This window comes from Herbaspirillum sp. GW821-FHT09A12, assembly GCF_059418325.1.
In genome coordinates this window covers 249,514-270,330 of record NZ_JBWKPR010000001.1, presented here as the reverse complement: position 1 = coordinate 270,330, position 20,817 = coordinate 249,514, and the positions used below count along the sequence as shown (strand labels likewise).

Annotated in this window: 19 protein-coding genes; 8 read left to right on the top strand and 11 right to left on the bottom strand. The window is 64.6% G+C overall.

Annotated features, from left to right (window positions below; translation table 11 throughout):
- Positions 1-146: 146 nt before the first annotated feature.
- From AC07N6_RS01170 to yacG, 7 genes are all read left to right on the top strand, one after another.
- Positions 147-1,436 (top strand): HlyC/CorC family transporter, encoded by a 1,290-nt coding sequence (locus AC07N6_RS01170; RefSeq protein ID WP_494780499.1) that lies wholly within the window; start codon positions 147-149, stop codon positions 1,434-1,436.
- Positions 1,437-1,652: 216 nt separating this feature from the next.
- The gene (locus tag AC07N6_RS01165) at positions 1,653-2,849 is read left to right on the top strand and encodes a GspE/PulE family protein (RefSeq protein ID WP_494780498.1); all 1,197 of its coding nucleotides are present in this window, start codon (positions 1,653-1,655) and stop codon (positions 2,847-2,849) included.
- On the top strand, positions 2,836-4,113 hold the full coding sequence (locus tag AC07N6_RS01160; protein WP_494780497.1) for a type II secretion system F family protein: 1,278 nt from the start codon (positions 2,836-2,838) through the stop codon (positions 4,111-4,113). The genes AC07N6_RS01165 and AC07N6_RS01160 overlap by 14 nt, the downstream gene beginning before the upstream one ends.
- Before the next feature lie 38 nt (positions 4,114-4,151).
- A complete protein-coding gene (locus AC07N6_RS01155; protein ID WP_494780496.1) occupies positions 4,152-5,015 on the top strand; it encodes a prepilin peptidase in 864 nt (287 codons plus the stop codon).
- A gap of 2 nt (positions 5,016-5,017) precedes the next feature.
- Positions 5,018-5,638, top strand: coding sequence for a dephospho-CoA kinase (gene coaE, locus AC07N6_RS01150; RefSeq protein WP_494780495.1), 621 nt, complete (start codon positions 5,018-5,020; stop codon positions 5,636-5,638).
- A 220-nt stretch (positions 5,639-5,858) separates the two neighbouring features.
- Positions 5,859-6,614 (top strand): cell division protein ZapD, encoded by a 756-nt coding sequence (gene zapD / locus AC07N6_RS01145; RefSeq protein WP_494780494.1) that lies wholly within the window; start codon positions 5,859-5,861, stop codon positions 6,612-6,614.
- Positions 6,615-6,624: 10 nt separating this feature from the next.
- On the top strand, positions 6,625-6,810 hold the full coding sequence (gene yacG, locus AC07N6_RS01140; protein ID WP_141914656.1) for a DNA gyrase inhibitor YacG: 186 nt from the start codon (positions 6,625-6,627) through the stop codon (positions 6,808-6,810).
- 93 nt (positions 6,811-6,903) lie between these two features.
- Here yacG and mutT read toward each other — a convergent pair whose 3' ends face one another.
- The 6 genes from mutT to AC07N6_RS01110 all read right to left on the bottom strand — a co-directional run bounded on the left by mutT (position 6,904) and on the right by AC07N6_RS01110 (position 14,824).
- Positions 6,904-7,353 carry an 8-oxo-dGTP diphosphatase MutT gene (gene mutT, locus AC07N6_RS01135; RefSeq protein ID WP_494780493.1) on the bottom strand — a complete coding sequence of 150 codons (450 nt, stop codon included), beginning with the start codon at positions 7,351-7,353 and terminating at the stop codon, positions 6,904-6,906.
- The gene (locus tag AC07N6_RS01130) at positions 7,353-8,225 is read right to left on the bottom strand and encodes an ATP-binding protein (protein WP_494780492.1); all 873 of its coding nucleotides are present in this window, start codon (positions 8,223-8,225) and stop codon (positions 7,353-7,355) included. Before AC07N6_RS01130 ends, mutT begins: the two co-directional genes overlap by 1 nt.
- A 267-nt stretch (positions 8,226-8,492) precedes the next feature.
- Positions 8,493-9,728 carry a bifunctional glutamate N-acetyltransferase/amino-acid acetyltransferase ArgJ gene (gene argJ, locus AC07N6_RS01125; RefSeq protein WP_494780491.1) on the bottom strand — a complete coding sequence of 412 codons (1,236 nt, stop codon included), beginning with the start codon at positions 9,726-9,728 and terminating at the stop codon, positions 8,493-8,495.
- A 190-nt stretch (positions 9,729-9,918) separates the two neighbouring features.
- Positions 9,919-10,734, bottom strand: coding sequence for a DUF2272 domain-containing protein (locus AC07N6_RS01120; RefSeq protein WP_494780490.1), 816 nt, complete (start codon positions 10,732-10,734; stop codon positions 9,919-9,921).
- Between the two features lie 101 nt (positions 10,735-10,835).
- Positions 10,836-13,592, bottom strand: a complete 2,757-nt coding sequence (secA, locus tag AC07N6_RS01115; protein WP_494780489.1) for a preprotein translocase subunit SecA — start codon at positions 13,590-13,592, stop codon at positions 10,836-10,838.
- Between the two features lie 254 nt (positions 13,593-13,846).
- Positions 13,847-14,824, bottom strand: a complete 978-nt coding sequence (locus AC07N6_RS01110; protein ID WP_494780488.1) for a M23 family metallopeptidase — start codon at positions 14,822-14,824, stop codon at positions 13,847-13,849.
- Between the two features lie 53 nt (positions 14,825-14,877).
- Between AC07N6_RS01110 and AC07N6_RS01105 the strand changes: the two genes are divergently transcribed.
- The gene (locus AC07N6_RS01105; protein ID WP_494780487.1) at positions 14,878-15,387 is read left to right on the top strand and encodes a DciA family protein; all 510 of its coding nucleotides are present in this window, start codon (positions 14,878-14,880) and stop codon (positions 15,385-15,387) included.
- 128 nt (positions 15,388-15,515) lie between these two features.
- Here the strand turns inward: AC07N6_RS01105 and lpxC are convergent, their stop codons facing one another.
- The 5 genes from lpxC to AC07N6_RS01080 form a co-directional block, all read right to left on the bottom strand.
- Positions 15,516-16,451: a UDP-3-O-acyl-N-acetylglucosamine deacetylase gene (lpxC, locus tag AC07N6_RS01100; protein WP_494780486.1), complete on the bottom strand. Its 936-nt coding sequence runs from the start codon at positions 16,449-16,451 to the stop codon at positions 15,516-15,518.
- A 135-nt stretch (positions 16,452-16,586) separates the two neighbouring features.
- Positions 16,587-17,090, bottom strand: coding sequence for a peroxiredoxin (locus AC07N6_RS01095; protein WP_494780485.1), 504 nt, complete (start codon positions 17,088-17,090; stop codon positions 16,587-16,589).
- Positions 17,091-17,359: 269 nt separating this feature from the next.
- Positions 17,360-18,544, bottom strand: a complete 1,185-nt coding sequence (gene ftsZ, locus AC07N6_RS01090) for a cell division protein FtsZ (RefSeq protein ID WP_144769434.1) — start codon at positions 18,542-18,544, stop codon at positions 17,360-17,362.
- 251 nt (positions 18,545-18,795) lie between these two features.
- On the bottom strand, positions 18,796-20,028 hold the full coding sequence (ftsA, locus tag AC07N6_RS01085; protein WP_050468997.1) for a cell division protein FtsA: 1,233 nt from the start codon (positions 20,026-20,028) through the stop codon (positions 18,796-18,798).
- A 10-nt stretch (positions 20,029-20,038) separates the two neighbouring features.
- Positions 20,039-20,809 carry a cell division protein FtsQ/DivIB gene (locus AC07N6_RS01080; RefSeq protein WP_494780484.1) on the bottom strand — a complete coding sequence of 257 codons (771 nt, stop codon included), beginning with the start codon at positions 20,807-20,809 and terminating at the stop codon, positions 20,039-20,041.
- Positions 20,810-20,817 lie beyond the last annotated feature (8 nt).

Below are 20,817 nucleotides of genomic sequence, written 5' to 3'. Positions count from 1 at the left end.
GCCGCACAGGCTGCGCCGGCTTGCGGGAACAGGCCCCATCGTCTAGACTTTGGCGCTTCCTGGCCGCCCTGCCGGTGTTTCCCTTGAGGCAACAGCGCAGGCCCGCCGACTCCCTTCCACAAGGGCAACCAACCTCACGGTGATGTTTGGAATCCGTACCCATATGGGTGCAACTGCTTGCACTCTTCGTCCTGATCCTGCTCTCGGCCTTCTTTTCCATGACCGAGACGGCGCTGATGGCCGCCAACCGCCATCGCCTGCGGCACCTCGCCAAACAGGGCAACCGCCGCGCCATCACCATCCTGTGGCTGCTCGACCGCACTGAGCGCCTGCTCTCGCTGGTGCTGATCGCCAACACCGCGATCAACGCGCTGGCCACCGCGCTGGTGACCGTCATCGCGATTTCCGCCTTCGGCAACCACCAGCGCGTCATCACCATCGCCACCGCCTGCGTGGCGGGGCTCTTGATCATCTTCGCCGAGATCGTGCCCAAGGTGATCGGCGCCACCTATCCGGAACGCATTTCGCTGTTCACCAGCTTCATCCTGAAGCCCTTGATGCGGGTGGCCAAGCCGCTGGTCTGGTTCGTCAACCTGTTCGTCTCGGCCGTGCTCAAGCTGCTGCGCATCAAGGCCGGCGCACGCGCCAGGGAACAGCGCATCTCGCCCGAGGAATTGCGCTCCATCGTGCTGGAGGGCGGCAGCTTCATCCCGCAAAAGCACAAGAGCATCCTGCTGAACCTGTTCGACCTGGAAAAGATCTCGGTGGAAGACGTGATGACGCCACGCGCCCAGGTCGAGGCGCTGAACCTGGCCGCGCCCATCGAAGACATCCTGAACCAGCTGGCCACCTGCTACCACAACAAGCTGCCGGTGTTCGAGGGCGAGATCAACCACATCGCCGGCATCCTGCATGTGCGCAAGGCGGTGTCGCTGTTCAACCGCGAGGACGAGATCACCCACGAGGCCATCCGCGAACTGCTGTCCGCCCCCTATTACGTGCCGGTGGAAACCGACGTCTTCACCCAGCTGCAGTACTTCCAGGAAAACCACGAGCGCCTGGGCATCGTGGTCGACGAATACGGCGAAGTGCAGGGCCTGGTGACGCTGGAAGACATCATCGAAGAGATGATCGGCGAATTCACTACCTCCTCGCCCGGCTCTTCGGCCGAAGGTTTCGGCTGGGACAAGGACGGCGCCTGCCTGCTCGAAGGCAGCACCACCCTGCGCGACATCAACAAGCGCCTGGGCCTGCAGCTGCCGCTGGACGGCCCCAAGACCATCAACGGCCTGCTGCTGGAATACCTGCAGGACATCCCGGACGCCAACGTCTCCCTGAAGATCGCCGGCTGCGTGATCGAGATCGTGCAGGTACAGAACCAGGCGATCCGCATGGTCAAGCTGATCGCCCCGACCCAGGCCGCCGCCGCGCGCTGATCTCGCGCCCTCCCCGCACCTTCCCCACGTCTTCGCCGGTCTTTCGAACTCGCGCGAAAATTCAAGGCAAAGCGCGGGCGACTGCCCGGCGCGGCGCGGCGGATGTGGGAGACTTTTTCCTCCCCCATTCGCCGCCTTTCCCCAGGACCTGTTCACCATCTCGCCCGGCGTTGGGAACAGGCTCTGACGGCGGTCCCTCAGCGAGAGGCGATCATCATGGAAAAACACCCGCTGGCCTCCGCCGCCCATATCGACGACGCTCCGATCGTGCGCCTGCTGCACAAGATGCTGGCCGATGCCGTCGGCATGGGCGCTTCCGACCTGCATTTCGAACCCTTCGAGCATTTCTGCCGGGTGCGCTTTCGCATCGACGGCGTGCTGCATGAAACGGCGCAGCCGCCGCTGTCGCTCAAGGACAAGCTCTCGACCCGCATCAAGATCCTGTCGCGCCTGGACATCGCCGAGAAACGCCTGCCGCAGGACGGCAAGATGCGGCTGGAACTGGGCGGCGGGCGCGAAGTGGATGTGCGCGTGTCGACGCTGCCGACCCAGTTCGGCGAAAAGATCGTGCTGCGCATCCTCCATGGCGGCCACACCGGCCTGGACATCGACCAGTTGGGCTATGAGCCGCCGCAACGGCAGGCGCTGCTGCGCGCCATCGGCAAGCCGCACGGCATGGTGCTGATGACCGGGCCGACCGGTTCCGGCAAGACCGTGTCGCTGTACGCCTGCCTGCAACTGCTCAACCGCCCCGGGGTCAATATCGCCACCGCCGAAGACCCGGTCGAGATCAACCTGCCCGGCGTGAACCAGGTCGGCATCAACGAACGCGCCGGCCTGAGCTTCGCCGTCGCCTTGCGCGCCTTCCTGCGCCAGGATCCCGACGTGCTGATGGTGGGCGAGATCCGCGACCTGGAAACCGCCGACATCGCCGTCAAGGCCTCGCAGACCGGCCACCTGGTCTTTTCCACCCTGCACACCAACGACGCCCCGGCCACGCTGATGCGGCTGCTCAACATGGGCGTGCCGGCCTTCAACGTGGCCTCGTCGGTCAGCCTGATCGTGGCGCAGCGCCTGGTGCGGCGGCTGTGCAGCTGCCGCGAGGAAGTGCCCGCCACGCCCGACAGCCTGCAACGCGCCGGCTGCAGCGAGGCCGACATCGCGCGCTGCGCCAGCCTGTTCCAGCCCCGCGGCTGCGACAAGTGCAACCAGAGCGGGTATCGCGGCCGCACCGGGATCTATCAGGTGATGCCCATCAGCGCCGCCATGGAGAGCCTGATCCTGCGCCACGGCAACACCCAGGACATCGCCCGCCAGGCGCGCAGCGAAGGCATTGCCGACCTGCGCCGCGCCGGGCTCATGAAAGCCCTGCGCGGCGAAACCAGCCTGAGGGAAGTCCTTGCCTGCACCTGACGCCCCCGGCGCTTCCCCTCCCGCCTCCCGCAGCGCCTTCCACTGGCAAGGCCTGGATCGCCAGGGCCGGGCGCAAAGCGGCGTACTGGCCGCGACCGACGCCGCGCTGGCGCGCGCCCTGCTGCGCCGCCAGGGCATCCGTGTGGCGCGCCTCCGGGCGGCCGATAGCGCCGCCGCCGGGCGCCGGCCCGGCGCTGCGCAAGCGCCTTCCCCCGGTGCGGCACGCGGCCATATCCCGGAGAAACAGGTCGTGCTGTTCACGCGGCAACTGGCGACCATGCTGCAAGCCGGCCTGCCGCTGCTGCAGGCGCTGGACATCGCCATTCGCGGCGCCGGCGCCACGGCCATGGCGGCGCTGCTGCGGGCCATCCGCAACGACGTGGCGCAGGGCGAAAGCCTGCATGCCGCCCTGGGCCGCCATCCGCGCCATTTCGATGCGCTGTTCTGCAACCTGGTGCGCGCCGCCGCGGAAGCCGGCATGCTCGATACCATGCTGGAGCGCATCGCCGGCTATCGCGAAAAGTCGCTGGCCCTGAAGGGCAAGGTGCGCTCGGCGCTGGCCTATCCCTGCGCGGTGATGCTGGTGGCGGTGGTGGTGACGCTGGTGATCATGCTATGGGTGGTGCCGGCCTTCGAACAGATGTTCCGCAACTTCGACGCCGAGCTGCCGCTGTTGACGCGCAGCGTGATGCAGGTCTCGCGCCTGCTCGCCCAATGGTGGCCCTGGCTGCTGGCCGCCCTCGGCATGCTGGGCGCGGCCGGCCTGCATGCCTGGCGCCGCCGGCCCGGCATGCGGGCGGCGGCCCAGCGCGCCAGCCTGCGCCTGCCGGTGTTCGGCCGATTGCTGCGCAAGGCCGCCATCGCGCGCTGGAGCCGCACGTTCGGCACCCTGTTCGGCGCCGGCATTGCGCTGGTCGATGCGCTGGAAACGGTGGCCGGCGCCGCCGGCAACGTGGTCTATGCCGACGCCAGCCTGGCCATCCGCGACGCCGTGCGCAACGGCGCCCCGCTGCATGCGGCCATGGAGCAAACCGGCGTCTTCCCCGACCTGGCGGTGCAGATGGTCGCGGTGGGCGAAGAAGCCGGCGCGCTCGACGCCATGCTGGGCAAGATCGCCGACCTCAACGAACGCGAAGTCGACGACGCCGTCGCCGCGCTGACCAGCCTGATGGAACCGATTATCATGGTGGTCCTGGGCATACTGATCGGCGGCCTGGTGATCGCGATGTACTTGCCGATCTTCCGCATGGGCTCCATCGTATAAGATCCCGAATAGCTCCAAAAACACGCAAATCCGCTCCGATGCCCTTCCTCGACGCTTACAGCGCACCGCACCATACCGCCATCAGCCTGATGGCGGCCCTGCTTGGCCTGCTGGTGGGCAGCTTCCTGAACGTGGTGATCCACCGCCTGCCGAAGATGATGCTGCGCGAAACGGCCAACTTCGTCGCCCATGAGCGCGGCGAGGCCTTGCCGCATGCCGCGCGCTACGACCTGCTGCTGCCGCGTTCGGCCTGCCCGCACTGCGGCGCCGCCCTGCCGGCGCACCACAATGTGCCGGTACTGAGCTGGCTGCTGCTGCGCGGCCGTTGCGGGGAGTGCAAGGCGCCCATCGGCGTGCGCTACCTGGCGGTCGAATTGCTGACGGCCGCGGTGTTTGCGCTGGCCGCCTGGAAATTCGGCGCCGGCCTGACCGGGCTGGCCGCGATGGCCTGCTGCGCCTTCCTCATCGCGCTCGGTTTCATCGATGCCAGGACCATGCTGCTGCCCGACGACCTGACCTTGCCGCTGCTGTGGCTGGGCCTGCTGGTCAACCTGAACCACCGCATCGTGCCCTTGCAAGACGCGGTGCTGGGCGCGGCAGCGGGCTATCTCGCCTTGTGGCTGATCTTCTGGATCTTCAAGCTGGCCACCGGCAAGGAAGGCCTGGGCTATGGCGACTTCAAGCTGATGGCCGCGCTCGGCGCATGGCTGGGCTGGCAGGCGCTGCCCTTCGTGCTGCTCTCGGCTTCGGCGCTGGGCGCCATCGCCGGCATCGCGCTGGTGCTGGCCAGGCGCCATGAGCGCGAACAGGCGATCCCGTTCGGCCCCTACCTGGCGCTTGCGGGTATGCTGGCGCTTCTCTATGGCGGCGACTGGCTGTCTTTCGGCATTTACGATTATTAAACATGACATCCACGGCGCAGCGTTTTTCCATCGGCCTCACCGGCGGCATCGGCAGCGGCAAGACCACCGTCGCCAACCTGTTCGGTGAACTGGGCGCCGCGCTGGTCGACACCGACGCCATCGCCCATCAGCTGACCGCCCCCGGCGGCCTGGCCATTGCCAGCATCCGCGACCACTTCGGCGCCGACTTCATCGACCGGCACGGCGCCATGGATCGCGCGCGCATGCGCAGCCATGTGTTCGGCAACGCCAGCGCCCGCCATGCGCTGGAAGCCATCCTGCACCCGCTCATCCGCAGCGAGACCGCACGCGCGGCCGAGGCGGCAACCGGCGACTACCTCATCTTCGTGGTCCCGCTGCTGGTGGAATCCGGCACCTGGGTGGGCCGCACCTCGCGCATCCTGGTGGTCGATTGCGAGGAACAAGTGCAAATCGCCCGCGTGATGCAGCGCAACGGCTTGCAGCGCGACGAGGTGGAAGCCATCATGGCCGCGCAAGCCAGCCGCCAGGCCCGCCTGGCGGTGGCCGACGACATCATCGAGAACAATGGCGACGCCGCCGGGCTGCTGCCGCGCGTGCGCCAACTGCATGCGCACTATCTGGAGCTGGCGCGCGCCGCCTGATGCCGCGGCAGCGAAAACCCTTTACATCCGGCAGCCGATCCCGCTCCCTGTTGCCGCCTGCGGCCGCGCCCGGGCCCAGGCCACGCGCGCGGTCCTTCCCCATTGCGCCATGCATTTGTAATTTTCCTCTGCATGGGTCAGAATCACACACAACGCGGCCAACAGCAGTTTGCCGGCGGCCCACCATCGAATCCGGTTCAACCACTAAAGGGATCATGCTTTGATCGTCTACGAATACCCTTTCAACGAGCGTATTCGCACGCTGTTGCGACTGGAAGACCTGTACGAGAAGTTCGTCTTCTTCCTGCACCAGGAAAGCCCGCAGCAGCATCACATCGCCCTTGCCACCATTTTCGAAATGCTGGAGGTAGCCGGACGCGCCGACCTCAAGTCGGACCTGCTGCAAGAACTCGAGCGCCAGAAGCAGATGCTGCTGGCCTACCAGTCCAACCCCAACGTCGAGCCGGAGATGCTCAACGCCATCCTGTCCGAAGTCGACAAGGCCAGCAGCGCGCTGGCCGCGGCCCAGGGCAAGACCGGGCAACACATCCGCGACAACGAATGGCTGATGAGCATCCGCGGCCGCACCATCATCCCCGGCGGCGCCTGCGAATTCGACCTGCCCGCGTACTACGCCTGGCAACAGCACAGCTTCGAGCGCCGCTTCAATGACATTTCGAACTGGTTCGCACCGCTGATCCCCCTGTGCGACGCCATCGCCATCGTGATGCGCCTGCTGCGCGAATCGGGCCACGCGGTGAAGATCAATGCCGTCGGCGGCAGCTACCAGCAGATGCTGCAGGGCAAGCTCTACCAGATGCTGCGCCTGTCGCTGGACATCGAACTGGGCGCCATCCCCGAGATCTCCGCCAACAAGTACATGTTGTGGGTGCGCTTTACCCAGCAGGACGGCGACGAGAAGCCGCGCGCCTTCGAAGGCGAAGTGCCGTTCGAACTGGCGCTGTGCGGGTTTTAAGGAGTACGGCATGGCGACCATAGTCGATTGCCCGACCTGCGGGGCCAAGGTGGAATGGACGGAGAAGAACAAATACCGCCCGTTCTGTTCGGAACGCTGCAAACAGATCGACCTGGGCGCCTGGGCCGAGGAAAAGTACGCGATCCCGGCAGTGAACCTGCCGCAGGAAAGCGACCAGGATAAGCCCTTGCAGTAAGCGCGATCATTGCCGTATCGACAAAAAAAGCCGCGAATTGCGGCTTTTTTATTGCTCTTGCGATCGGCTAGATCGGCTACAACGCCAGCCTCATCAAGAAGCCTGACCAGGCGCCGGCACGGATGGCGGGCGGCCCGCCTCGCCATACCGCACCAGGTCCAGCCATTCGATCAGGGGAATGGTCGCCGGCAACAAGGGGTCCACGCCCACGCTGCCCTGCCAGGCAAACGCTTGGCCTTCCAGGCTTTGCGGCTCGCCGCGCCAACTGCGGCTGATATAGAAATGCAATCGCACATGCGCGTGCGGATAGACATGCTCGACCCCGCACCAGCCCTCGCCGTCCAATACCTCGATCCCCAGCTCTTCCTTGAACTCGCGCTGCAGGGCGGCGAAGATGGTTTCGCCCGGCTCGACCTTGCCGCCCGGGAATTCCCAATAGCCGGCGTAGGGCTTGCCCTCCGGACGCTGGCCCAGCAGCACGTCGCCATTGGGCTGCATCAGGATGCCGACGGCGACATCGATGGGCTTGGCTGCCTCGCTCATCAGCCCTGCGCCTTGCCGGCGTAGTCGCGTGCGAACTGCCAGGCCACGCGACCCGAGCGCGAGCTGCGCTGCAGCGCCCAACGCAGGGCATCGCCGCGCGCTTCCTCGATCTGGGCATCGTTGCAGCCGAAATGGCGCAGCCAGTGGGCGACGATCGCCAGGAAATCGTCCTGCTTGAACGGATAGAAGGTCACCCACAGGCCGAAACGCTCGGACAACGAGATCTTTTCTTCCACCGTCTCGCCGGGATGCAGGTCGCCGTCGTCGGTATGGGTATAGGTGCTGTTGTCGGACAGGCGTTCCGGCATCAGGTGGCGGCGGTTGGAGGTGGCGTAGATCAGCACATTGTCCGACTGCGCGGCGATACTGCCGTCCAGCGCCACCTTGAGCGCCTTGTAACCGCCCTCGCCCTCTTCGAAGGACAGGTCGTCGCAGAACACGATGAAGCGTTCCGGGCGCGCCGAGACCATCTCGACGATGTCCTGCAGGTCGTGCAGGTCGTCCTTGTCGACTTCGATCAGGCGCAGGCCGCGGTCGGCGTACTGGTTCAGGCAAGCCTTGATCAGCGAGGACTTGCCGGTGCCGCGCGCGCCGGTCAACAGCACGTTGTTGGCCGGGCGGCCGTCGACGAACTGTTTGGTGTTCTGGTCGATCTGCTCTTTTTGCGGGCCGATGTTATGCAGGTCCGACAACCCGATCTGCGAAATATGGCCGACCGGCTGCAGATAGCCCGGCCGCTGGCCGCTGGGGCCGCGCCAGCGGAAGGCGACGCCGGCATTCCAGTCCGGTTCCTTGGACGAGGCCGGCAACAGCGATTCGACGCGCGCCAGCAAGGCTTCGGCACGCTGCAGGAATTGGTCTAACTGGGTCATGATGAATAAGTCTGGGAACGATGGTTAGCGCCATTTTGACGCAAAGCGGCCAGCGCCTGAGTGAATTAAATTCTTCCGAGGGTTCCGGGCATTCATGTTGCCGCCACCATCCCGGGACAACACAACAAAACACGGTATTTCCATCACACTCGTGGACGTCGCGCGGGTGCTATTGGGGATGAGATGCAAGGCGCAAAACGCAGCCAGACTGGCGTCTGGCGAGGCTTTGCAACGCCGCAGATCGCCCCAATAGCGCCCGCGCGAGGTTCACGAGCGGTAATCGGCGTTGATCGAGACGTAGTCGTGCGACAAGTCGCAAGTCCAGATCGAGGCCTTGGCCGTGCCGCGCGCCAGCTTCACGCGCACCACGATCTCGGCCTTCTTCATGACGCGCTGGCCGTCTTCCTCGCGGTAGTCGGGGTTGCGGCCGCCGTCCTTGGCGACCCACACCTCATCCAGCCACAGGTTGATCTTGGACACGTCCAGGTCGTCCACGCCGGCGTAGCCGATGGCGGCCAGGATACGGCCCAGGTTCGGGTCGGAGGCGAAGAAGGCGGTCTTGACCAGCGGCGAGTGGCCGATCGAGTAGGCGATCTGGCGGCATTCCTCGACGCTCTTGCCGTCTTCCACCGCCACTTCGATGAACTTGGTGGCGCCTTCGCCGTCGCGCACGATCTGGTGCGCCAGGTTCTGCGACAGTTCGGTCACGGCCGCAGCCAGTTGCTGGTATTCGGGGCTGTCGGCGCTGGCGATCTCCAGCTCGCCGGCGCCGGTGGCGATCAGCATGAAGGAGTCGTTGGTCGAGGTGTCGCCATCGATGGTGATGCAGTTGAACGAATGGTCGGCGGCGTCCTTGACCAGCTGGTTCAAGAGCGCCTGCGGCAGCTTCGCGTCGAAGGCCAGGAAGCCCAGCATGGTCGCCATGTTGGGCTTGATCATGCCGGCCCCCTTGCTGATGCCGGTCATCACCACTTTCTTGCCGCCGATGGTGACGGTGCGCGACGCCGCCTTGGGCTGGGTGTCGGTGGTCATGATGGATTCGGCGGCGTTGAACCAGTTGTCGGCCTTGAGGTTGCCGATAGCCTGCGGCAGGCCGGCCACGATACGGTCAACCGGCAGCGGCTCCAGGATCACGCCGGTCGAGAACGGCAGGATCTGCGACGGCGCGCAACCCAGCAGGCCGGCCAGCGCTTCGCAGGTGGCGTTGGCGCGCTGCAGGCCCTCTGCGCCGGTGCCGGCGTTGGCATTGCCGGTATTGATCACCAGCGCGCGGATCGGCGCGCCGTCCTTCACTTGTTCCAGGTGGGTCTTGCAGACCTGCACCGGCGCCGCGCAGAAGCGGTTCTTGGTGAACACGCCGGCCACCGTCGCCGTGGGCGCCAGTTTCAGCACCAGCAAGTCCTTGCGGTTGGCCTTGCGCACGCCGGCCTCGGCATGGCCGAGTTCGATGCCGGCGACGGCTTGCAGGTCGGAAGAGACGGGAATCGGGGAATTGACGGCCATGGCGTGCTTTCAGCGAAAAATCAAAGCGCCTATTTTAAACACTTTCACCGGCCGGCCGATGACAGCGGCGTGAAATCAGGCGCCAGCCAGGCCGTCCTCGATGATCTCGGCGGTCATGCGCAGCCATTTGGCCTGGGCCGGCAACACCGGCCCGAGCAGGATTTCCGCCAAGGTCAGCAAGCGCCGCTCCTCATGGCAGCAGATTCTTCACCACCGCCAGCCACGGCCGCTGGGAAATCGGGAGCGCGCGGCCCTGCGCATCCACCGGGATCAGCGATTCGGACACCGAGTTGAACACGTTGCCGCCGATCACCCCGGCCCAGCCTTCGTCCGCGTGCACCTCCACCACCATGTCGCAATGCCCTGCCAGGCCGGGCTGGATCTCGTCGAGCGTGGTGGCCGCGTTGCTGCCGCGCGGCGCGCAGAGCAAGTCGCCCGGCGCAATGGGCTCGCTGGCGGCCGGGCGCAGCACGAACTGCGGCGACGGACGCGATTCGCGCTGCCGGAGGAAGCTCAGGTAGTTGAAATGGGTTTCGCTGGGCGCGAAATCCTGCGGCGCCACGTTGGAACTGACCATCAGCCAGGAAATGAAGGCGGCCGACCAGGCTTGCTGGCAATCGGCGCCGGTAAGGTTCTTGCCGACCGCATGCCAATATTCGGCGACGCGCTGCACCGCCTCGCCCTCATCTTCCAGCAAACCCAGGCGCGGCGCGCTGAAGGGCTCGTGGCGCATGTCGATCTGCTGGTTGCCGAAGAAGTCCCATTCGGTCTTGGCCGCCTCCACCAGCGCCGCGCGGGTGGGCGGCGCGGTGCTGATGGCCACGGCGGGCACCGCGGTCACAACCGGTTCAACCTGGACCGGGCGCACCGGCACATAGCCGGGATCGGCGGCGCCCTTCCATTCCGGCATCGGGATGGAGGCACAGCCGGCCAGCAGCCCGGCGGCAAGGGCGGCAAGGGCGGCAAGGATTGCGGACGCTATCGGGGAAAGCTTGGCGGTTTGCATTTTGTTGTTCTCCCATCAACGAGGTCGAAAAAAAACCGTTCACCACATCGATGGTGAACGGCTTCTTTCTTCAGAACAGATTCGCGGGCTGGCGCGCTGGATCAGGCCAGCTTGCCGTGGCACTGCTTGTACTTCTTGCCGCTGCCGCAAGGGCAAGGGTCGTTGCGGCCGACCTTGGGCAGGTCCGCCGTATCCGGCGCTTCGCTGGCCGCGGTCGGCGCCAGCAACTCTTCCGGCGCGGCGTTGGCGTCGAAGTCGGCGTGCTGGTAATGCACGTTCTCCAGCGCCACGCCTTCGGCCAGGCTTTCCTCGGCGGCTTCGATTTCTTCGCGGCTCTGGATGCGCACCGTCATCACGACCTTGATCACTTCGTTCTTGATCAGGTCCAGCATCTGGGCGAACAGTTCGAAGGCTTCGCGCTTGTATTCCTGCTTCGGGTTCTTCTGCGCGTAACCGCGCAGGTGGATGCCCTGGCGCAGGTGGTCCAGCGCGGCCAGGTGTTCGCGCCAGTGGTTGTCGATGCTCTGCAGCATGACGCTGCGCTCGAAACCGGCGAAGGATTCGGTGCCGACCACGGCGACCTTGGCGTCGTAGGTTTCGCGGGCGATCGTGAGCACGCGCTCCAGCAGGTCCTCGTCCGACAGGTCGGGTTCGGCTTCCAGGATGGCGTCGAGCGGCACGTCGAGCTGCCATTCGCTCTTCAGCACGGCTTGCAGGCCGGGAATGTCCCACTGCTCTTCCATCGACTCGGCCGGCACGTATTGGCGGAACAGGTCGGTGAACACGCCTTCGCGCAGCGAGGCGATCATCTCGGCCATCTCGGCCGACTCCAGCAGTTCGTTGCGTTGCTGGTAGATCACCTTGCGCTGGTCGTTGGCGACGTCGTCGTATTCGAGCAGTTGCTTGCGGATGTCGAAGTTGCGCGCTTCGACCTTGCGCTGGGCCGATTCGATCGAGCGCGTAACGATGCCCGCTTCGATCGGCTCGCCTTCCGGCATCTTCAGGCGCTCCATGATGGCGCGCACGCGGTCGCCGGCGAAGATGCGCAACAGCGCGTCATCCAGGGAAAGGTAGAAGCGCGAGGAACCCGGGTCGCCCTGGCGCGCCGAACGGCCGCGCAACTGGTTGTCGACGCGGCGCGACTCGTGGCGCTCGGTGCCGATGATGTGCAGGCCGCCGGCGTTGACCACGTGGTCGTGCAGCGACTGCCATTCGTCGCCCAGTTGCTTGGCGCGGGCCGCCTTGTCGGCGTCCGGCAGCGCGGCGTCGGCTTCGATCAGCTGGATCTGCTTGCCCACATTGCCGCCCAGCACGATGTCGGTGCCGCGGCCGGCCATGTTGGTGGCGATGGTGATCATCTTGGGCCGGCCGGCCTGGGCCACGATCTCCGCTTCACGCGCGTGCTGCTTGGCGTTCAACACGTTGTGCGGCAGCTTGGCCTTGTTCAGGATGCCCGACAGCAGCTCGGAATTCTCGATCGAGGTGGTGCCCACCAGCACCGGCTGGCCGCGCTCGTAGCAATCCTGGATATCCTTGAGCATCGCCTGGTACTTCTCTTGCGCGGTCTTGTAGACCTGGTCCTGGCGGTCCTTGCGCGCGTTCGGGCGGTTGGGCGGGATCACCACGGTTTCCAGCTTGTAGATTTCCTGGAATTCGTAGGCTTCGGTGTCGGCCGTGCCGGTCATGCCGGACAGCTTGGCGTACATGCGGAAGTAGTTCTGGAAGGTGATCGAGGCCAGGGTCTGGTTCTCGTTCTGGATCTTCACGCCTTCCTTGGCTTCGACCGCCTGGTGCAGGCCGTCGGACCAGCGACGGCCGGTCATCAGGCGGCCGGTGAATTCGTCGACGATGGTGACCTCGCCGTTCTGCACCACGTAGTGCTGGTCCTTGTGGTACAGCGTGTGCGCGCGCAGGGCGGCGTACAGGTGGTGGATCAGCGTGATGTTGGCGGCGTCGTACAGCGAGGCGCCTTCCGGCAGCAGGCCCATCTGGGTCAGGATCTCTTCGGCCTTGTCGTGGCCGGCCTCGGTCAGCAGCACCTGGTGGCTCTTCTCGTCCTTGGTGTAGTCGCCCGGGACTTCGACCTTGCCCTTGCCGTCCGGCGTCTCTTCGCCGATCTGCTGCGTCAGGAGCGGCGGCACCGCGTTCATCTTGTGGTACAGCTCGGTGTGGTTCTCGGCCTGGCCGGAGATGATCAGCGGGGTGCGCGCCTCGTCGATCAGGATCGAGTCGACTTCATCGACGATGGCGAAATTGAGGCTGCGCTGCACGCGGTCTTCGGCGTCGAACACCATGTTGTCGCGCAGGTAATCGAAACCGAACTCGTTGTTGGTGCCGTAGGTGATGTCGGAGGCGTAGGCCTGCTGCTTGACGTCGTGTTCCATCTGCGACAGGTTCACGCCGGTGGAAAGGCCGAGCCAGCCGTACAGGCGGCCCATGTCGTCGGCGTCGCGCTGCGCCAGGTAATCGTTGACGGTCACCACGTGCACGCCGCGGCCGCCCAGCGCATTCAGGTAGGCCGGCAGGGTCGCCATCAGGGTCTTGCCCTCGCCGGTGCGCATTTCGGCGATCTTGCCGAAATGCAGCGCCATGCCGCCCATCAGCTGGACGTCGAAGTGGCGCATCTTGAGTACCCGGCGGCTGGCCTCGCGGCACACCGCGAAGGCTTCCGGCAGGACCGCGTCGAGCGTCTCGCCGTTGGCGATGCGTTGCCTGAATTCGGGCGTCTTGGCTTGAAGTTCGGCATCCGCCAGCTTCTCGACCGACGGTTCCAGCGCATTAATCTGGCGGACGATTTTTTGATATTGTTTGAGCAACCGCTGGTTACGGCTACCGAAAATCTTGGTCAGTAATGACATGCTTGGATTCTATAAAAGCGCCGATGAAAGATCCGGCAGGCAGACGTTTGGCACCCGGCCGAAAGAACGCCCAATAATAAACCGTGGATTTTAGCACGCAGGCCCATGGCGATGGCTTTCCCGGGCCGCCGGCCGGCTGCATCGCCTGTAGATCGGGCCCGATTGCAAAGATTCAATAGAAAAACCCGCCAACGGGCGGGTTTTGCGGGCATTTTGGCCGCCAATCCGGCCATCGGCAGGCAATCCGGGCCGGTTCAGCGGCCCGCGACGAACACCGGCGCCGGCTTGGGCTGGGTGCCGCCGGCCGCGCCCAGCGCCAGGAACTTGCGCGGGTCCTGGGCGATGCCGCGGATGCGCACCTCGAAATGCAGGTGGGCCCCGGTCGAGCGGCCGGTCGAACCGACATCGGCCACATGCTGGCCGCGCTTGACGATGTCGCCGACCTTCACATACAGCTGCGAGGCATGGGCATAGCGCGTGATGATGTTGTTGCCGTGGTCGATTTCCAGCATGTTGCCGAACTGGTAATGATACTCGGAGGCAATCACCACCCCGGCCGCCGCCGCCACGATCCGGGTGCCGACCGGCGCGGGAAAGTCCAGGCCTTCATGGAAAGCGTTATGGCCGGTGAAAGGATCCAGGCGCCAGCCGAAGCTCGACGAGTTGTAGGCCACATTGACCGGCTGGTTGGTCGGCAGCAGGCGCGACTTGATCTTGTCGCTCATCAGCGTCGACTCGACCGCATTGAGGTAGTCGGTGCGGTGGCCGGCATCGACCACCAGCGAATCGAGCATCCGGAGCAGCTCATCCATGCCGACGTCGCGGCCCGGGCCGGCGATGCTGGAAGTCTCGGCGCCGCCGCGACCGGGCAATTCCTTGAAATTGAATTCCTCGGGGCGGATGCCGGCCAGGCCCTGCACCCGCTCGCCCAGCGCATCCAGGCGCATCATCTGGGCCTGCATCTCGCCGACCTTGACGGCCATCATGGCCAGGTTTTCCTTGAGGTATTTTTCCTTGCGGTCGTCTTCCTGGCGGTTCATCGAGATGGCCAGATTGTGGAACATGGGCGAGGCATCGGCGTCGGCCGCATGGCGCAGCAAGAGGTAGGAGACCAGCACCGAGCCCCCTGCGATCACGCCCATCAGCAGGACCAGCATGATGAACAGGTGTTTCGACCCCAGCGTGACGGAGCGGGCCCTGGTGAAACGGGGGTGCAACAGGATAATTTGCATCTTTGCTCCTTGGACTCCGGCCGGCTAGCAACCGGATGTGATAAGGTTTAAAGATGAAGTATCCATCCACGTTCACCCCTTATCGGCCAAGCCTCTCGAGCGCTCAACGCATGGCGAAGAGCACGAAAGACGCTTCAGATTTCTTGCGGTCGAATTCGGCGATGGCGGCACTGTTGCCGGCCCTCTCGCGCATGAACACGCTGCAAAAGGCATGCGCCGCTACCCTGCCCACGATGTTTGCCGCGTGCGAGATATTGAATTTCGAAGCAGGCGCGCTGGTGATGAGCGCGCCCAACGCAGCATTGGCGGCCCGGCTCAAACAACAGCTCCCCACGCTGCAAGACCGCTTGCAAAAAGACGGATGGCAGGTTAATTCAATCCGAATCAAAGTGCAAGTTGGCAGGATCGCCCCGCCGCCCGCTCCCAAGCGGGTACTCGAACTGACTGACGGCGCGCTGTCGTCCTTCGCCGAACTCAGCAATGCGCTGTCCAACGACCCGCGCAGCCAAGGGCTCAAGGATGCCATCGACGCCATGGTACGCCGCCGCAAGGCGCGCGCATAAGAGAAACAAGGAAGGGAAAACGGGGTTGTTTCCGGCTAGAAAACCCGCCTGGCGCTTTTTCTTGTAAAAAATTTACGCCTTTTGGCAGGCGCCGCGGAGCATCCTGCGGTTCCGCGGCGCCGGCCCAATCAGTTCAGCGCCCACTCCTGCCGGGCCTGCATCACATAGGTTTGCGGCGCATCGTCGAGCGAATCGAAGGTCACCACTTCATAGGCGTCGGGGTGCCTGAGCAGCTCGCGCAGCAACTGGTTGTTCAGGCCGTGGCCCGATTTGTGCGCATCGTAGCTGGCCAGGAGCGGATGGCCGATGAGGTAGAGGTCGCCGATGGCGTCCAGGATCTTGTGGCGCACGAATTCGTTGTCATAACGCAAACCATCGGCGTTGAGGATGCGGTATTCGTCCATCACGATCGCGTTCTCGAACGAGCCGCCACGGGCCAGGCCCATGCCGCGCAAGGTTTCGACATCCTGCATGAAACCGAAGGTGCGCGCGCGGGCGATTTCCTTCACATAGGAATCGATGCCGAAATCGACTTCGGCCATCTGGCCGGTGCCGTCCACCGCGGGGTGGTTGAACTCGATGAAGAACTTCAGGCGGAAACCGTTGTAGGGCTCAAGGCGCGCCCATTTTTCCTTGTCGCCCGTGCCTTCGCGCACTTCGACAGGCTTCTTCACGCGGATGAATTTCTTGGCCGCGCCCTGCTCCTGCAAGCCGGCCTGCTGCAGCAGGAACACGAAGGAAGAGGCCGAGCCGTCCATGATCGGGATTTCTTCCGCGGTCAGGTCGATGTAAAGGTTGTCGATGCCCAGGCCGGCGCAGGCCGACAGCAGATGTTCGACGGTGGACACCTTGGCGCCGTCCTTGGTCAGGGTCGACGCCATGCGCGTATCGCCCACCCCGGTTGCGCTCATCGGCAGCTCGACCACCGGATCGAGGTCGATGCGGCGGAAGATGATGCCGGTATCCGGCGCGGCCGGGCGCAGGGTCAGCTCGACCTTGGTGCCCGAGTGGAGTCCGACGCCGACGGTCTGGACCAGATTCTTGATTGTGCGCTGTTTCAACATCCCTGCATTATAGCCAAGGCGACGGGGCCGAGGCCGCGGGGTGTTGCAAATCGGGGTCAGCGGGAAGTGACTTGTTGTTCCAGGCAACCAATTCGGCCGTTCCCGCGAAGCAGGAACGGCCAGTTGCCTTGATGCTTACAGTTGGCCCAGCAGGGTTTCGGCGTTGGAAACCTCGAACTTGCCCGGCGCTTCCAGGTTCAGTTGCTTGACCACGCCATCGTCGATCAGCATCGAGTAGCGCTGCGAACGGATGCCCATGCCCTTTTCGGTCAGGTCGAACACCATGTCCAGCGCCTTGGTGAAGATGGCGCTACCGTCGCCCAGCATGCGCACGATGCCGGTCGCCTTTTGCTCGCGGCCCCAGGCGCCCATGACGAACGGGTCGTTGACCGACAGGCACCAGATTTCGTCGACGCCCTTGGCCTTGAACTGCGCGGCGTGGGCGATATAGCCCGGCACGTGCTTGGCCGAACAGGTCGGGGTAAAGGCGCCGGGCAGCGCGAACAGCGCGATCTTCTTGCCCTTGACCAGGTCCGACACCTTGAAGGTATTGGGGCCGAGCGAACAGCCCTCGGTTTCGGTCTCGATGAATTCAGCCAGGTTGCCTTCCGGCAGGCGGTCGCCGATCTTGATGGTCATGATATTTCCTTGTCTGGTTGTGTGTCTGGATGGCCCGCACGGGCAAAAAAACGCCGCGCTCGGGGCGCGGCGCTAGTATGCCCTATAGAACCTGTTCAAGGTGGCGACGAGCTTGTCCAAATGCCCTTTCAGGCGGCCTGCGGCGTTGCAAAGCCTCGCCGGGACACCAGCCCGGCTGCGTTTTGCGCCTTGCATGCCATCCTGAAATGACATCTGCCCAACTCTCGCCGTCACCTTGAACAGGTTCTTACCGGCCGGACAACCTGCGATCAGTCCGCTTGCTTGCGCAGGAACGCCGGAATGTCGTAGGTTTCCATGCCGTTCTTCTCCAGCGCGCGCACGGTGTCGGAAGCCGACTCGCGACGCCATACCGCCGGCGCCTTCAGGCCGCCGAAGGTCGCCGCGGGTTGCGCGGCGCCTTGCATCATGCCGGTGGCGGCCATCATCGGCTCATTGTGGGTACCGGTACGCATCACCGGGGTCTGCACCAGTTGCACCGTCTTGCGGGCACGGCCCAGGCCGGTCGCCACCACGGTCACGCGGATCTCGTCGCCCATCGTGTCGTCATAGGCGATGCCCTGGGCGATCGATGCGTCAGGAGCGGCGAAAGCGCGCACGGTCGCCATCACTTCCTTGATTTCCTTGCCCTTCAGGCTACGGCTTGCGGTCACATTGACCAGCACGCCGCGTGCGCCCGACAGGTCGATGCCGTCCAGCAGCGGCGACGCCACCGCCTGCTCGGCCGCCACGCGCGCACGGTCGACGCCGGCAGCGGTCGCGGTGCCCATCATGGCCTTGCCCTGCTCGCCCATGATGGTCTTGACGTCGTTGAAGTCGACGTTGATGTGGCCCGGCACATTGATGATTTCGGCAATCCCGGCCACCGCGTTGTTCAACACGTCGTCGGCGTGGGACAGCCATTCGATCATGCTGTCGTCCTCGTAGATCTCTTCCAGCTTTTCATTGAGGATGATGATCAGCGAGTCGACATGCTGGGACAGCTCTTCCAGACCGGCATCGGCGATGTCCATGCACTTCTGGCCTTCGTACGAGAACGGCTTGGAGACCACGGCCACCGTCAGCGCGCCCTGCTGCTTGGCCACCTGCGCCACTACGGGAGCGGCGCCGGTGCCGGTGCCGCCGCCCATGCCGGCGGCGATGAAGACCATGTGCGCACCGCGCAGCGCATCTTCGATGCGCGAACGGGTGTCTTCGGCCAGGCGGCGGCCGACGTCCGGCTGCATGCCGGCGCCCAGGCCGGTTTCGCCGATCTGGATCACGTTATGCGCCTTGGACTGCTTGAGCGCTTGCGCATCGGTGTTGGCCGCGATGAACTCCACGCCCGACACCCCCTTGTTGATCATATGCTGCACAGCGTTGCCGCCGGCGCCGCCGACGCCGACGACCTTGATGATCGTACCGAGCGTCGCATTGTCGACCATATCGATTTCCATGATGACTCCTTTAAATATATGTGTCTGCAGCTGGCAGTTGATAGGCATCACGCGGTGTGACGACTAGCAACTGAAAACTGCGCGTCCGTCCAAAATCCAAAACCAAAATACCGATACTGCAATGTTTGTTTCCGACCCTTGCTACTGCGATGAAAACTTAAACTCCCTGAACCGTACTGCCGTTGACTTTGCTGTCAAAACCCATTTGCCGCCAAACCTTTTACATCCTGAATCACCTTGGGAATGCCGCCTCAGAAATTGCCGAGGAACCATTCCTTCATGCGCTGCCAAACCGCTTTCACCGACCCCTCCTGGCGCGTCACGATGTAGCCGCGCAGGTATTGCTTCTTGGCTTCCTGCAGCAGGCCCAGCACGGTCGAGTAGCGCGGGCTGCGCACCACGTCGGCCAGTTGGCCGCTGTATTCCGGCGTACCCAGGCGCGCCGGCTTGAGGAAGATGTCTTCGGCCAGCTCGGTCATGCCCGGCATCATCGCCGAACCGCCGGTGAGCACGATGCCCGAGGACAGCACTTCCTCGTAGCCCGACTCGCGCACCACCTGGTGCACCAGCGCGAACAACTCTTCGACGCGCGGTTCGATCACCGCCGCCAGCGCCTGGTGCGACAGCGTGCGCGGATTGCGGTCGCCCAGGCCGGGCACTTCCAGCGTATTGGTCGGATCGACCAGGATCTGCTTGGCCACGCCGTAGCGCAGCTTGATTTCCTCGGCTTCCAGCGTCGGCGTGCGCAGCGCCATCGCGATGTCGTTGGTGATCTGGTCGCCGGCGATCGGAATCACGGCGGTATGGCGGATCGCGCCTTCGGTAAACACCGCCACGTCGGTGGTGCCGCCGCCGATGTCGACCAGCACCACGCCCAGTTCGCGCTCGTCGGTGGTCAGCACGGCGTCGGCCGAGGCCATCGGCTGCAGGATCAGGTCCGACACTTCCAGGCCGCAGCGGCGCACGCACTTGACGATGTTTTGCACCGCCGAGACCGCGCCGGTCACGATGTGCACCTTCACCTCCAGGCGGATGCCGCTCATGCCGATCGGCTCGCGCACGTCTTCCTGGTTGTCGACGATGAACTCCTGCGGCACCGTGTGCAGCAGTTGCTGGTCGGTCGGGATGTTGACGGCCTTGGCGGTTTCGATCACGCGCGAGACATCGGCCGCCGTCACCTCCTTGTCCTTGATCGCCACCATGCCGCTCGAATTGAAGCTGCGGATGTGGCTGCCGGCAATGCCGGTATAAACATTTCTGATCTTGCAGTCGGCCATTAGTTCGGCCTCTTCGAGCGCGCGCTGGATCGACTCGACCGTGGCTTCGATATTGACGACCACGCCCTTCTTCAGCCCCTTGGATTCGGACTGGCCCAGGCCGATCACCTCATGCCGGCCGTCGGCCAGCACCTCGGCCACCACCGCCACCACTTTCGAGGTGCCGATGTCGAGGCCGACGATCAAGTTCTTTGCGTCTTTTGTCATATCGTTCCGCTTATTTTTTCTTTCCGTTCAATGCCGCCAGCACCATTCCATCCGCCTTGAGCGCCATCCCGTTGGGATAACGCATGTCGACGCTTTCGATCTTGCCCTGCAACCTGTCCATCAACTGCGGATACACCGCCACCAGCCGGTCGATGCGTTCCTTCAGCACGGCCTCGCCCTGGTCGCGCCCCAGCTCCACCGTCATGCCGTTGTCCATCCGCACCGTCCACGCATAGCGGTTGGACAGTCGCAACGCCTCCGGTTCCAGCTTGATCGGCGCGAACCACTGGCGGAACTGCGCCAGCCGCGCCACCACTTGCTTCTCGCTGCCGTCCGGCCCGTCGAATTCCATCAAGTCGCCGTCATCCTCGGCTTCCGCCAGGTTAGCGGTAAAGACATCGCCCTTCTGCGACAGCAACTTGCCATCTTCGCCCCAGGTGCCCAGTACCTTGTGCTCCTCGATCTTCACCACCAGCCGGTCCGGCCATTCGCGCCGGACCATCGCGCGGCGCACCCAGGGCACCGCCTCGAACGCCGCGCGCACCGCCGACAAGTCGGTGGTGAAGAAGTTGCCGTGGATCCGCGGCAGCGCCGTGGCCCGTACCGTCAACGCATTCACCTTCTCCAGCGGCAACTCGCTGGCGCTCTCGATGCGGATGGTGTGCAGCGTAAACATCGGCCGCTGCGCCACCCACCACAGGCCCGACGCCAGCAGGGCCAGCACCACCAGCGCCAGCAGCGCGCTGCTGACCGCATTGAGCATCTTGACGTCTTGCCACATTACCGCGT